Annotated in this window: 13 protein-coding genes; 9 read left to right on the top strand and 4 right to left on the bottom strand. The window is 68.2% G+C overall.

Annotated elements, in window-relative coordinates:
• Positions 1–86 precede the first annotated feature (86 nt).
• The 3 genes from ACFQGD_RS29395 to ACFQGD_RS29385 all read left to right on the top strand — a co-directional run bounded on the left by ACFQGD_RS29395 (position 87) and on the right by ACFQGD_RS29385 (position 2,698).
• A complete protein-coding gene (locus tag ACFQGD_RS29395) occupies positions 87–1,085 on the top strand; it encodes a DUF3179 domain-containing protein (RefSeq protein ID WP_345404302.1) in 999 nt (332 codons plus the stop codon).
• Positions 1,082–1,759, top strand: a complete 678-nt coding sequence (locus tag ACFQGD_RS29390; RefSeq protein WP_345404306.1) for a hypothetical protein — start codon at positions 1,082–1,084, stop codon at positions 1,757–1,759. Before ACFQGD_RS29395 ends, ACFQGD_RS29390 begins: the two co-directional genes overlap by 4 nt.
• A 201-nt stretch (positions 1,760–1,960) precedes the next feature.
• Positions 1,961–2,698, top strand: coding sequence for a Crp/Fnr family transcriptional regulator (locus tag ACFQGD_RS29385; protein ID WP_345404309.1), 738 nt, complete (start codon positions 1,961–1,963; stop codon positions 2,696–2,698).
• Here ACFQGD_RS29385 and ACFQGD_RS29380 read toward each other — a convergent pair.
• The 3 genes from ACFQGD_RS29380 to ACFQGD_RS29370 all read right to left on the bottom strand — a co-directional run bounded on the left by ACFQGD_RS29380 (position 2,695) and on the right by ACFQGD_RS29370 (position 4,255).
• Positions 2,695–3,198, bottom strand: a complete 504-nt coding sequence (locus tag ACFQGD_RS29380) for a hypothetical protein (protein WP_390183591.1) — start codon at positions 3,196–3,198, stop codon at positions 2,695–2,697. The two genes, ACFQGD_RS29385 and ACFQGD_RS29380, sit on opposite strands and share 4 nt — an antisense overlap.
• A complete protein-coding gene (locus tag ACFQGD_RS29375) occupies positions 3,150–3,491 on the bottom strand; it encodes an alpha/beta hydrolase (RefSeq protein WP_345404312.1) in 342 nt (113 codons plus the stop codon). Before ACFQGD_RS29375 ends, ACFQGD_RS29380 begins: the two co-directional genes overlap by 49 nt.
• Before the next feature lie 62 nt (positions 3,492–3,553).
• The gene (locus ACFQGD_RS29370) at positions 3,554–4,255 is read right to left on the bottom strand and encodes a hypothetical protein (RefSeq protein WP_345404315.1); all 702 of its coding nucleotides are present in this window, start codon (positions 4,253–4,255) and stop codon (positions 3,554–3,556) included.
• A gap of 336 nt (positions 4,256–4,591) precedes the next feature.
• On the opposite strand from ACFQGD_RS29370, the gene ACFQGD_RS29365 reads away from it, so the two are divergent.
• From ACFQGD_RS29365 to ACFQGD_RS29355, 3 genes are all read left to right on the top strand, one after another.
• Positions 4,592–4,984 (top strand): hypothetical protein, encoded by a 393-nt coding sequence (locus ACFQGD_RS29365; protein WP_345404317.1) that lies wholly within the window; start codon positions 4,592–4,594, stop codon positions 4,982–4,984.
• Positions 4,985–5,028: 44 nt separating this feature from the next.
• Positions 5,029–7,581: a bifunctional FO biosynthesis protein CofGH gene (locus ACFQGD_RS29360; RefSeq protein WP_345404320.1), complete on the top strand. Its 2,553-nt coding sequence runs from the start codon at positions 5,029–5,031 to the stop codon at positions 7,579–7,581.
• A gap of 193 nt (positions 7,582–7,774) precedes the next feature.
• A complete protein-coding gene (locus ACFQGD_RS29355; RefSeq protein ID WP_345404418.1) occupies positions 7,775–8,758 on the top strand; it encodes a YhjD/YihY/BrkB family envelope integrity protein in 984 nt (327 codons plus the stop codon).
• Positions 8,759–8,817: 59 nt separating this feature from the next.
• On the opposite strand, the gene ACFQGD_RS29350 is transcribed toward ACFQGD_RS29355, so the two are convergent.
• Positions 8,818–10,059 (bottom strand): D-alanyl-D-alanine carboxypeptidase family protein, encoded by a 1,242-nt coding sequence (locus ACFQGD_RS29350; protein ID WP_345404323.1) that lies wholly within the window; start codon positions 10,057–10,059, stop codon positions 8,818–8,820.
• A 97-nt stretch (positions 10,060–10,156) separates the two neighbouring features.
• Here ACFQGD_RS29350 and ACFQGD_RS29345 point away from each other — a divergent pair, with 97 nt between their 5' ends.
• The 3 genes from ACFQGD_RS29345 (at position 10,157) to ACFQGD_RS29335 (ending at position 12,988) form a co-directional block, all read left to right on the top strand.
• The gene (locus ACFQGD_RS29345; protein WP_345404326.1) at positions 10,157–10,399 is read left to right on the top strand and encodes an SCO4848 family membrane protein; all 243 of its coding nucleotides are present in this window, start codon (positions 10,157–10,159) and stop codon (positions 10,397–10,399) included.
• Positions 10,400–10,401: 2 nt separating this feature from the next.
• Entirely contained in the window at positions 10,402–10,752 is a 351-nt protein-coding gene (locus ACFQGD_RS29340; RefSeq protein WP_345404329.1) for a hypothetical protein, read from the top strand.
• A gap of 307 nt (positions 10,753–11,059) precedes the next feature.
• A complete protein-coding gene (locus ACFQGD_RS29335; protein WP_345404332.1) occupies positions 11,060–12,988 on the top strand; it encodes an ABC transporter ATP-binding protein in 1,929 nt (642 codons plus the stop codon).
• The last annotated feature ends 7 nt before the right edge of the window (positions 12,989–12,995 follow it).

The following is a 12,995-nucleotide window of genomic DNA, read 5'->3' as shown; positions in this document are numbered from 1 at the left end:
AGCGCGACAATCCCACCGCATCGCGGCACGCACCGGAGTTGGCTTGACGGCGACGGGTTCTCGTCGTGCGGTGGGAGATGGTCGCGATGGTCGATCAAACGCCTCATCCGAGTCGCAGGCAGGTACTGAAGGGTCTCGGCGTGATCGGTGGTGTCGCCGCGGCAGGCGGGCTCGGGGCATGGGCGGCGTTCTCCGACGGTGACAGCCCCGCGGCATCGGGCGCGGCACGCGACACCGATCTGGACTCACTCGCCGACGCGATCGTGCCCGGCGGGCCAGGCAAGGACGGCATCCCGCCGATCGATGAGCCGAAGTTCCTGCCAGCGGGCAAGGTGGACTTCCTTCACGATGACGAACCGGTCTTCGGGCTGGTGCGCGACGGCGACGTGCGCGCGTACCCACAACAGGTGCTCGTGTGGCACGAGATCGTCAACGACGTCGTCGCTGATGAGCCGCTCTCGGTGACGTACTGCCCGCTGACCGGCACCGTCGTCGGCTTCCCCGGCCTGCCGGGACGGCCGGGTGCGACGTTCGGAACCAGCGGCAAGCTCGTCAACTCCAACCTGCTGATGTACGACCGGCCGACCGACTCGCAGTGGCCGCAGGTGCCCGGCATCGCGATCACCGGCGAACTCTACGGGCAGCGACTGGAGACCGTGCCGCTGGTGTGGACGTCGTGGCGAGCCTGGCGGACGGCACACCCTGACACGCGGGTCCTGTCCCGTGACACCGGGGCGTTGCGCGACTACGGCGCCGATCCGTACGGCTCCTACCTCGGCGAAAGCGGCTACTACGCCTCTGGCGACCCGATCTTCGGGGTGCAGCACACCAGCGACCGCTTCCCGCCCAAGCACGTCGTGATCGGGGTGCGTTCCGGTGGCGAACGGCTCGCCATCGACAAGGACCTCGTCCGTGATGAACGTGTCGTCGAGATCGACGTCGCCGACACGACGGTGCGCGCGGAGTGGGACGACGCGCTCGCCACCGCACGTGTACTGCGCGCGGACGGCAAGGAGGCCGACTTCATGGACGCCATGTGGTTCTGCTGGTACGCCTACTACCCGGATACGGTGGTGCGCGCGTGACGGCACTCGGCGCGCTGGGGCGGGCGACGGCCAAGGTCGGCGACGGCGTCGACCACGCGGCTGGCGCGATCCGCGACACGCCTGCCACGCTGCGGGCCGCGCTGTCGCACCGCCGCGGGCGGAGGGTGTTCGGCGTGGCGGGCGCCGTGATCCTGTTGCTGTACCTGCTGGCCATTGGTGATATCGCGCTCTCGGCGTCCGGCCGGTGGGCGGCGGAGCCGTTGGCGCGAGTCGCCCCGGACGCGCTGTTCCGGTCGCGGGCGCCGTGGCTGTATGAGCCCGTCATCGAGCTGCATCCTGGGGCGCACGTCGCGGTGTTCGCCAGTCCGGTGAACCTGCTGTTGGCCGGAATCGTCGCTAGCCTTGCTGGGCTGAATCTCGCGTTGGCCGCCCACGCCGCCAAGCAGGCCGTCGCGTGCCGTAGACCGGGATACTCGCGCTCGCTCGCCGTGCTGCCCGCGTTCCTGCTCGGCATCGCCTGCTGCGCCCCGACGTTCGTGCTGGCCCTCGGCGCCGGTACGGCGGCGGCGATCGTGCCGGTGTTGCTGCCGTTGCGGCCGTGGTTCTACCCGCTCACCCTGGTGTTGTTGCTGACGGCGCTGGTGTGGGGTGTGCATCGGGTACGAGCGCTCGGTCGGGCCGACCAATCTGGCGATGCGGCGACTCCGAACTGAGTGTGCCTGGTGACCTACGCCAGGTGGGCCACTTTTCCTGTACCAAACGCCGTATCTGATGCCACGCTAGAACCGCGGCCGCGAATCCCGCACCGTCCTGGCTGCGGGAAGGGATCGTGTCAGTTCGCTGGCACGGCGGCGCACGATGGAACCCACAAGGTTCCCGCGTCCCGGTCCTTCTCGACGAGTCAGGAAGCGTACATGGAACTGTCCAAGCAACCGGCCGAGACTCTGCAGCGTTCGATCTCCCTGCTTGGCGGCGGTGGGCCCGCCGAGTTGGCGATCCGGCAAGCGGCGTGGGTCGCGCGGTGCGTCGGACACGGCGACGCGGCCCCGTTCACCCCGGACGACCTGTCCGCGCTTGCCGCGAGCTTGCGCACGACGACGTTCGAGCGTGGCTCGGTAGTGTTCCGCGCTGGTGATGAGGCGGACGGTGTGTGGATCGTGCGTAGCGGCAGGTTGGAGCTGTCCGTCGGGGCCGGTAGTAAGCGAGCGGTCGTGCACGTCATCGGTCCTGGCGCGGTTGACGGCGACATTCAGTACCTGCTCGGCATGCCGCTGCCATATACCGCGCACGCGCTCGCCGACACGACCGTGCTCTTCCTGGACGGCGAGTCGTTCGAGGGGCTGCTCGGTAACCGGCTCGCGATCGCGCGCAGGTGGCTGACGAGCGTCGCGATGCGGCTCGCGGAGAGCCAGGAGCGCATCATCGGGATGCTCGGCAGGTCGTTGACCGAACAGATCGCGCGGATCCTGCTTGAGGAGGCCGTCGACGGCGCGGTGCCGCTGCCGCAGCGCACCCTCGCCGCGATGCTTGGCGTACAGCGGCCGTCGCTGAACAAGACGCTCAAGGAGTTCGAGCGCAACGGCTTGATCAAGGTGCGCTACGGCGCCATCGACCTGCTCGACGTCGACCGGCTCACCGAGATGTCGGGTTAGTCCCTGTCAGCGAGGTACGGGTCCACCCATGCGGTGATCAGCTGCGCCACCCGCTCCGCGTGTCTGGGATGGGTGAGCAGGTGATCGGCGCCGTCCAAGGAGATGAACGACTTGGGGTGCCTCGCCGCGGTGTAGATGTCGGCCGCGTTGTCGATGCCGACGATCGCGTCCTGTGGGGAGTGCAGCAGCAACAACGGCAGTCCTAGCTGAGCGATCCGGTCCCGTTGCTCCTGCTCGCGGAGGTCGTCCAGGAACTCCTTGCCGATGATGAACGGCCTGCCGCCGACGTTCACCTCCGCCTGGCCATGCGCCTCGATCTCGGCCATGGACTCGGCGAACAAGTGCGTCACATGCGCCGGATCGCTCGGCGCGGCGATGCTGACGACCGCGCACGCCTCCCGGATCTCACTCGCCGTCGCGAGCACGGCCGCGCCGCCGAGCGAGTGGCCGATCAGCAACGACGGCGCGCGGTACCGCTCGCGGAGGTGGTCCGCCGCCAGCCGGATATCGGTGACACGAGTGAGAACGTCGTGTCTGCGAAGTCGCCCTCGGAGTCACCGAGACCGGTGAAGTCGAACCGCAGCACGGCAAGCCCGCGTGCCGTGAGCGCACGGGACACCCTGCGGGTCGCCTGGTAGTCCTTGCCGCCGGTGAAGCAGTGCGCGAGCAGCGCGTACGCCGCTGGCTCGCGGTCCGGTAGGTCAGGTAGGTCAGGTAGATCGACGACGCCAGCGAGCGCGTCTCCGCTCGATCCGGTGAACGTGACGCGCTCGCTGTGTCCTCGCTGTGCCATGGCGGCGACCCTATCCGGCACCGGTTGGCCGCCGTGCGAGTCGTGTACGTCGCCGTGCGGGGTCAGGCGGCTGAGGCGCCCGCGACCAGGTGCCGGAACCCGGCGAGGCGCGGCGTGACGGTGTACTCGCCCTCCGGCAGCAGCTGCGGGTGGCCGTCCAACGTCGCCCGAGCCGGCTCGTCCAGCGTGATGGCGAGTTCGCCATCGGTGACATGCGTCTGGTCGTTGTCGACCGTCACCAGCGCACCGGACTCGCACGGCTCGACGGCCAGCGCGGTCGCCGCGCGTTCATCGTCCTCGCCAGCGCGGTAGCGCACCGGACCGGTGATGTGCAGGTTCGATGCCACGCTGTCCGATCCGGCGTCGCTCGACAACGTGAGGCTCGCGGCTGGCCGTGCCCGCCAGTCGGCGCCGTCGTGCGCGGTCTCCGGGCAGATGACGTGCGCGCCCCAGTGAGCGGCGCAGCGCTCGGCGACCGCTCGTAGTGAGGCGCGGGCCGCGACGACCAGTTGGACGTCGGTGTGCTCCGGGATGCTGCCGAAGGTTGGCGCGGCAGGTACGTCGGTCACCGACCAGCCGTGCGCCGCCGCAGCACGCAGGACCGTGCGGTGGAAGCTTCTGCTGTCCTTGTCGAACCCGCGCACGACGGCGATGGTGCCCCGCCCCTGCCACAGGTCATGGTTCGCGGCGGGATCGAGCAGTTGCTCGACGGTCGCGCTGAGCTGCTGGCCGGATGCCGTTGGGGTGCGCACGGGTGCCGTCACAGGACCTCCACTGGTCAGACGTAGGGGTTCGCGCGGGATGCGCGGGAAGAACGGGGCGCACGATTGCGCGCTGTCGACCGTAGTAGTACCCGCCCGTCCCCGTGTAGGTGAGAACGATCACCGTTTCCCCCGATCGGGTATCGATATGTCGACACGCCGACGGCCTCGGTGTGCTGACGGTCACCCCGGTGCAGGGTGCATGAGGACGTTCGATAGCCTCTGCCGCCAAGTCAGCCAAATGGCTGCGACCTTGACACGCTCGGTAGTTCTCGAATGTCGAATCCGGCGATTTCGGTCACACGATCAGGGATCGCCGAAACGTTGGAGGTGCGCAACGTGCGGGACCTGATCACCACCGTGGTGGCCCGCGTCGCGACGACGGCGCTCGCGGTCGCGGCGGGTCTGGTCTCGATGAGCGGTGCCGCCCTCGCCGGTACCGGTCAGGTGATCGCCGCGCCGAGCGCCACGTCGTTCGGCCTGCTGGGACCGGTCGGCGTCGTCGCGGTGGGCGTCGGAGTGGTTGGCATGATCGCCGGTGTCGCGCGCCGCCGCAGACAGGCGCTTGCCCACTCGGTCGCCGCGCGGAGGGACGTCGCGGAGCGCACCACGGCCGCTCGCGCCGAGCGTGTCGCCGACTCCCGTGGCTCGGCATCCGTTCCCGCTCCGTCCCGTGCGCCGTCCGCCGAGCGCACCGGGCAGTCGGCCGTGGAGAGTTCCCGCGCGGCCTGATTCGTCCTAGCGAGTGGTCGGCGTCCGGCCGTAGGCTCGCGATCATGAGTAAGAGCTTGCAGCTCACACCGTCCGAACCCACGCCGTCCAGCTCCGCGATCAGCAGGGCGCTGCGCAGGGCGGAAGACGGCGTCACCCTCGACGTCACCGAGGCAGCGACGTTGCTGCACGCGCGCGGTGAGCAGTTCGAGCGGCTGCTCGCCGCCGCCGCGCGGGTGCGAGACGCGCACCTCGCCGACCAGGGCCGCGCTGGGATCATCACGTACAGCAGCAGCGTTTTCATCCCGCTCACCCGGTTGTGTCGTGACCGGTGTCACTACTGCACGTTCGCGACCGTGCCAGGCAAGCTCGACTCGCTCTTCCTCGAGCGCGACGAGGTGATCCACATCGCGCGCGCCGGGGCCGAGGCGGGGTGCAAGGAAGCGCTGTTCACGCTGGGCGACCGGCCGGAGGAGCGCTGGCCGCAGGCGAAGGAGTGGCTGGAAGCGCGTGGGTATTCGTCCACGTTGGACTACGTGCGGGCCTGTGCCATCGCTGTGCTGGAAGAGACCGGGTTGCTGCCGCATCTCAATCCCGGCGTGTTGAGCTGGGAGGAGCTGCAACGGCTCAAGCCGGTGGCGGCGAGCATGGGCATGATGCTGGAGACCACGGCGGAGCGATTGTGGTCCGAGCCAGGCGGCCCGCACTACGGTAGTCCGGACAAGGAGCCCGCCGTGCGGTTGCGGGTGCTCGACGACGCCGGGCGCGTGGGTGTGCCGTTCACCACCGGCATCCTTGTCGGCATCGGCGAGACCCTGACGGAACGGGCGGAGTCGCTGCACGCCATCCGGCAACGCGCGCGGCAGTACCGCAACGTGCAGGAGATTATCGTCCAGAACTTCCGGGCCAAACCGGACACCGCGATGCGCTCCGCCCCTGACGCAGACCTCACCGATCTCGCGGCGACCGTAGCCGTTGGTCGGCTGCTGATGCCACCGGGGGTGAGCGTGCAGGCGCCGCCGAACCTGCTCGGCGACGAGCACGAGCTGCTGCTGCGCGCCGGGGTGGACGACTGGGGCGGTGTGTCCCCTGTGACGCGGGATCACGTAAACCCGGAACGGCCGTGGCCCGCGATCGACGCGCTGCGGGAGTGGACGTCGAATGCTGGATACGAGCTGTCCGAACGGCTCGCGGTGTATCCGAAGTACGTCCGCGATGCCGAGCGCTGGATCGACATTCGGTTGCACGAGCACGTCCGCGCGCTGGCGACATCGGACGGTCTCGCGGATGACGATGCTCCGGTGGTAGGCCGCACATGGCAGGAGCCGGACGGCGGTTTCGACACCACCGGCCGCGCCGACCTGCACACCGCCATCGACGTCGACGGCCGCACGGCGGACCGGCGCGGCGACTTCGACTCGGTCTACGGTGACTGGGACGCATTGAAAGACGCTTTGCCTGTATCAGCCGCACCGGGCACCGCATCCGTCCCGGAACGCCTCGACGCCGACGCCCGCGCTGGCCTCGCGCTCGCGGCGGACGACCCCGCGGCGCTGCTGGACGAGGCCAATACAGACGCCGCCATGGCGTTGCTGACCTCAGACGGCGCCACGCTGGACACCCTCGCGACGCTGGCCGACGAACTGCGCGCGGACGTCGTCGGGAAGGACATCACCTACGTCGTCAACCGCAACATCAACTTCTCCAACGTCTGCTACGTCGGCTGCCGGTTCTGCGCGTTCGCGCAGCGGGAGCGAGACGCCGACGCCTACCGGCTCTCCGCGGACGATGTCGCGGAGCGGGCGGCGGAAGCGGCCGCGGCGGGCGCGACCGAGGTGTGCATGCAGGGCGGCATCGACCCGAAGCTACCGGTCACGTACTACGCCGACATAGTGCGCGCGATCAAGGCGCGCGTGCCGGAGATGCATGTCCACGCGTTCTCGCCGATGGAGATCGTGTCCGCCGCGTCGAAGGCGAACATCAGCGTCGCTGAGTGGCTGACCGAGCTGCGAGATGCCGGGCTCGACACCATCCCCGGCACCGCCGCCGAGATTCTGGACGACGATGTCCGGTGGGTACTCACCAAGGGCAAGCTGCCCGCACAGACGTGGGTCGACGTCGTGTCCACGGCGCACCGGCTCGGCATCCCGTCGAGCAGCACGATGATGTACGGCCACGTCGACAACCCGAGGCACTGGCTCGGTCACTTGCGCGTGCTCGCGGGCATCGCGGACGAGACCGGTGGGTTCACCGAGTTCGTGGGGCTGCCGTTCGTGCACCACAACGCGCCGATCTATCTCGCCGGTGTCGCGCGGCCCGGCCCGACGATGCGCGACAACCGCGCGGTGCACGCGTTCGCGCGGCTCGCGCTGCACGGTCGCATCGACAACATCCAATGCTCGTGGGTCAAGCTTGGTGACACCGGCACCGCGCAGGTGCTGTGCGGTGGAGCCAACGACATCGGCGGCACACTGATGGAGGAGACCATCTCGAGAATGGCTGGCTCGGAACACGGATCGTCGCGCAGCGTCGCGGAGCTGGAGCAGCTGGCTACGCTGGCGGGACGTCCGGCGCGCCAGCGCACTACCACGTACGGCCAGATCGGCGCGCCGACCTGACTATCCCCCGTTCGTGTGCGCATCGACGGTGGCGCGGTCCCGCGGGCGCGTCACCGCCGACATCGGTCGGTGGAACCGGTAGTGAACCGTTACCGTAGCGCTCGTGGCGACAAAGGAAGCTGCGCGAGCCAAGAACGCGACCGGGGAGCCTGGCAAGGGCGGCAAGGGTGAGAAGTCCGAGAAGGACAAACCGCTGACCAGGTTACGGCGGAAGTACCCCGCGCTCGATCACGTCGTTCGCGCGAATGACAGGTTCAACGAGCGATACGGCAACCACTACGCGGCCGCGATCACCTACTTCAGCGTGCTGTCGGTGATCCCCATCCTGATGGTGGCGTTCGCGATCGTCGGTGTCGTGCTGCGTGGCAACCAGGTGGTCATCAACCAGATCACCCGGGGCATCGACCGCTCGGTGCCGCCCGGCTTGAACGACATCGTCAACGACATCGTCGAGACCGCGACCACGTCGGCGGGCGGCCTCGGGATCATCGGTCTCGCGATCGCGCTGTACGCCGGTATCGGCTGGATGAGTAACCTGCGCGACGCGCTCACCGCGCAGTGGGGCCAGGACAAGAAGCAGATCCCGATCGTCAAGAAGACGCTCAACGACTTGGCCGCGCTGCTCGGCCTCGGCCTCGCACTGCTGGTGTCGTTCACGCTGGCCGCGGCGGGCAGCGGCCTTGGTGAGAGACTGCTGGAACTGGCTGGTCTGGAAGGACAGCCCTGGACAGCGTTGCTGCGGGCGACGTCGATCCTGCTGTCGCTGGCGGCCAACATGCTGGTGTTCCTCTGGGTGATCGCGCGCCTGCCACGGGAAAAGGCCACGCTACGCAGCGCGGTTAAGGGCGCGGCGATCGCCTCGGTCGGGTTCGTACTGCTGCAGCAGTTGGCGACGTTCTACCTCGGCGGAGTGTCTGAGAAACCGTCGTTCGCGGTGTTCGGCCCGGTGCTCGGTTTGCTGGTGTTCGCCAACCTCGTGTCGCGATTCCTGTTGTTCGTCACTGCCTGGACGGCGACCGCGAAGGAGAACCAGTCCGGTGTCATCGCGCCGCCGGCTCCAGTGACGATCCGGCCGCAGGTGCACGTCCGGCGCGGACCGAGCGCGGCGAGCACGGCCGGGCTGCTTGGCATTGGCGGATTAATTGGTGCGGGGTTGGCCTGGCTGCGGCGGCGCTGACCTTGCCGTGCGGGCGTCGCCCGGCCGCGTGCACTGGCACCTGGCCGCGCGAATGCTGATCAGCGCCGCCTTCTGCGGTGCAGCACGATCACCGTGATCAGTGCGGCCGCGATGAGGACAAGCACGACGATCTCCCGCGTTACGCCCCCTGGACCTTCCGTCGCGGCCTCCTGGGTCACGGCCGCGGTGGTGTCGGTGGTCGGTTCGCTGTCGGGGATGGCATCCAGTTCGGCTTGCTCGGTAGGTGGCAGGTCGACGTCCTGCTCCGCTTCGGGCTCCACCAGTGTGCCGACCGGTTCGAAGTCCTGCCTGGACAGTCGGAAGCCATAATTCAGCAGCCGCTTCGCCTGGTCGGTCACCCGCATGGGGCGCTGCTCCGCCCGCAGCATGACGACGGCGATCCGCCTGCCGCCGCGTTCGGCCGCCCCGACGTAAGTGTGCCGCGCGTCGTTGGTGTAACCGGTCTTGCCGCCGAGGAAACCGGGATACTCCCGCAGCAGGTCATTATCGTTGTAGATGGTGATGGGGCGCTTGTGTTCGCGTCGCTTGAACTTCATCTCGTACGTCGCGACGGCGTCGGCGAAGCGTGGTTCCGCCATCGCGGCGCGGAAGATCAGCGCGAGGTCGTAGGCCGACGTCGTCATGCCGGGGCCGTCCAAACCGGACGTCGTCGCGGCGCGGGTGTCCACCGCGCCGAGATCGGCTGCCAGCTCGTTCATCGTGGCCAGTGCCTCGTCGTTGCCGCCGAGCGCGGAGCCGAGCGCGTGCGCGGCGTCGTTGCCCGAGCGCAGCAACATGCTCGTGAACAGCTTGTCCACTGTGTAGTCCTGGCCCTTGACGACGCCGACGCAGCTGCACTCCTGGGCCATGTCGGCGTCCGACGCGGTGATGACGTCGTCTGGATCGAGTTCCTTGACCACGGCCAGCGCGAGCAGCACCTTGATCAACGATGCGGGCCGGTACCTGCCATGCGGGTTCTTCGCGGCGATCACCGTGCCGTTGTCGAGGTCCGCCAACAGCCACGCCTTCGCCGTGATCTTGCCCTTGGGGCGCTTGGCGTCGTCAGGAAGGACATGGCCGCACTCGGCCATCCGCTCACCACCGGGCGGGGTCTCCGGCACGGGCAGTGGGCTGGGCGACGGCTCGCCGGGTTTCGGGACCTCTGACGAGTCGACCGGCGGAGGCGGCAGCGGACGGTAGGAGCACTGGTCTGATTTGGCGGTCGCGGCGGGGGTGAGCAGCAGAGCACTCAAGAGGGTGACGACGACGGCGGACAGCAGGCGGGTAGACCAGCTCGACACCGGATTGATCGTACGGGACTCACGCCGTCGCTGGCTTCCCTTGAGCCAGCCTCGTAGCCGATCGGTCATCGAATCGCGATGCGGTTACGCTCGGCGCATGCGCATGTCGAAGCCGGTGTCGCTGTTCCTGCTCGCGTTCGGCGTATGGTCCTGGATCATTTGGGTGACGTTCGCGCGCAATCTGTGGCAGAGCGACAACGCCCGTGACACGACCGGGACGCTGACGTCATTTTTCTGGGTGCATGCCGCGCTGACCGTCGTCTCGATCATTCTGGGTACGATCATCGGTGCGATCGGCTGGCGCGGTTTGCGCGCCCTTACCCGGCGAACTGAGGACTGACGATGGAGTTTCTGCGACTGGTTCTGGTCTTCCTGCACCTGCTCGGCATGGCGATGCTGGTTGGCACGTTCATGCTGCAGCTGCACGCCGGACGGGACGCGGCGCTGAACAAGGGCTGGCTCCACGGCGGTGGCCTGCAGCTCATCACCGGCCTCGCGTTGATGGGCGTCGAGCCCGCGCTGGACGACGTCGACTACAACCACATGAAGCTGGGCATCAAGATCCTTGTCCTGCTGGTCATTCTCGGCCTGGCTGGCGCCTTCCTCCGTAAGCCCGCCGCGCCGAAGTGGTTGCCCTTCACCCTGGGAGGGCTGGTCGTGCTGAACGTCGGCCTCGCCGTCTTCTGGTCGTAGACCGCCGCGAGTTCCCAGTCGCGGGCCGCGAGGCCCGACTTCCGGAGTGGCGAGTTCTCACTTCGGGGTCGCGCCTCTGCTGAACCCGGCGTCATCAATGGTGAGTACGCAGGTGTGCGCACCAGTATGACACTGAGTGTCAACATGGCACTATTGCCGACATGTCATCTAATGACGTAAACTGACTTCGCTGGGGGTTCCGCGCGAGGCCCAGGTAGGGCCAGTCGCGACGTCGTTCTAGGGAACGGCCGTCTTCTACGCGATGGGACCGATCATGATGGGCGCCAGAACTGTTGGTGGAGCCAGCGTGCGCGCGGGCCAAGCGGAGCCGGGGCCACTGGCTACGACAAACCCCGACGAACGCCGAAGACCCCCGCCGCGGGCGCCCGGTATCGACCCCGATCAGAGCAAGGGCTGGATCAAGCGGGCGTTTCCGCTGCTCAAGGCGCATCGCGGCGTGTTCATGGCGGCGTTCGCCGCGTCGTTGGTGACCGTCGTGGCGATGGTGTTGTTCCCGTTGTGGCTGGGCACCGCGATAGATGAGGCGCTGGCCGCACCGAGCGGGCAGCGGGACTCGCTCGCCCGGTTCGTGTGGATCCTGGTAGCCATCACCGTCGTGGGTGTCGTTGCCGCCTACTTCTCTCGCTACCTCACCTTGCGCATGGCGTACTCGCTGGAGTTCGACCTCCGCACGCTGCTGTACCGCCACCTGTCGACGCTGTCGGCGTCATTCTTCGACCGAGTTCGCACCGGCGAGCTGGTCTCTCGCGCGAATTCCGACGTCCGCGCGGTGCAAATGCTGCTGGCGTTCGGGCCGATGCTGATCGTCCAGTTCGGGATGTTCTTCCTCGCGCTGTACTTCATGCTCACCATCGACGTCGGCCTGACGTTGGTGGCGCTCCTTTCGCTACCCGCGGTGTTCGTCATCGGTCTGACAATGCGCAAGCACATGTTCCCGGTGTCGTGGCTGGTGCAGTCGCGGCTGGCGGAGATCGCGACGATCGTCGACGAGAACGTCAGCGGCGCGCAGGTCGTCCGGGTCTTTGGGGCCGAGCGTCGGCAGATCGGTGTCCTTGCCAGGGCGGCGCAGCGGCTGCGGTGGGCCTCGATGCGCCTGGTGCGCATCCGTGCCACGTTCGGCCCGCTGATGCAAAACGTCGTCCGGGTGGGTGAGGCGGCCGTCCTGCTTTACGGCGGCTTCCGCGTGCTGGATGGGGCGATCGGCCCCGGCGACATCATCGTGTTCCTGACGTACCTGGTGATGCTGCAGGCGCCGTTCGCCATGCTGGGGCTGCTCATGATGCTGGCGCAGCGAGCGGCCGCCTCCGCCCACCGGATCTACGAGGTCCTCGACGAGCGGCCCGAGATCGCCGACCGGCCCGGCGCGTTCGACCTGCCCGTCTGCCGGGGTGAGGTCGAACTGCGGGACGTCCGCTTCTCCTTCGGTAGCGACCAGCGCGTGCTCGACGGCGTCACCCTGCGGGTTCCCGCTGGGCACACCGTCGCTTTCGTGGGCGCGACGGGTTCGGGCAAGACGACGATCGCGCAGCTGATCCCTCGCTTTTATGACGTGGATCGAGGTGCGGTGCTCCTCGATGGCCACGACGTCAGGGACCTCACCCTACGGAGCCTCCGGCAGCACGTCGGCGTCTGCTTCGAGGAACCCTTCCTCTTCTCGGCGTCGATCCGCGACAACATCGCCTACGGCACGCCCGGCGCGTCCGATGACGACGTCGTGGCGGCGGCGAAGGTCGCGGGCGCTCACGAGTTCATCACTCAGTTGGCGTTCGGCTACACCACCGTCGTAGGTGAACGTGGTTACACGCTGTCGGGTGGACAGCGGCAGCGTATCGCGATCGCGCGGACGGTCCTGGTCAATCCGCCAATCCTGATCCTGGACGACGCCACCAGCGCCATCGACGTCCAGACCGAGCAGCGCATCCATGACGGCTTGCGGCAGCTGATGCACGGTCGTACCACGCTGATCGTGGCGCATCGGCTCTCCACGCTCAGCCTCGCGGACCGGGTCGTGTTGCTGGAAGGCGGGCGCATCGCCGCGACAGGTACGCACCAAGAGTTGCTTACGACCGAACCACGTTACGCGGCGGCGCTGGCGCACGTAACCGACGAAGAGCGGATCAGGGCCGCGCAGCTGGAGCGCGAGCGAACCGTCACGCCGGACGTCGAGTGGCGGCCCATCGATCCCGATCACCTCGACGAGGAGGAGATGCTCTGATGCTTCC

This window comes from Haloechinothrix salitolerans (assembly GCF_042662605.1).
Classification (GTDB): domain Bacteria; phylum Actinomycetota; class Actinomycetes; order Mycobacteriales; family Pseudonocardiaceae; genus Haloechinothrix_A; species Haloechinothrix_A salitolerans.
Note: the sequence above shows the minus strand (reverse complement) of the source record. Positions and strands in the feature narration are given on the sequence as shown.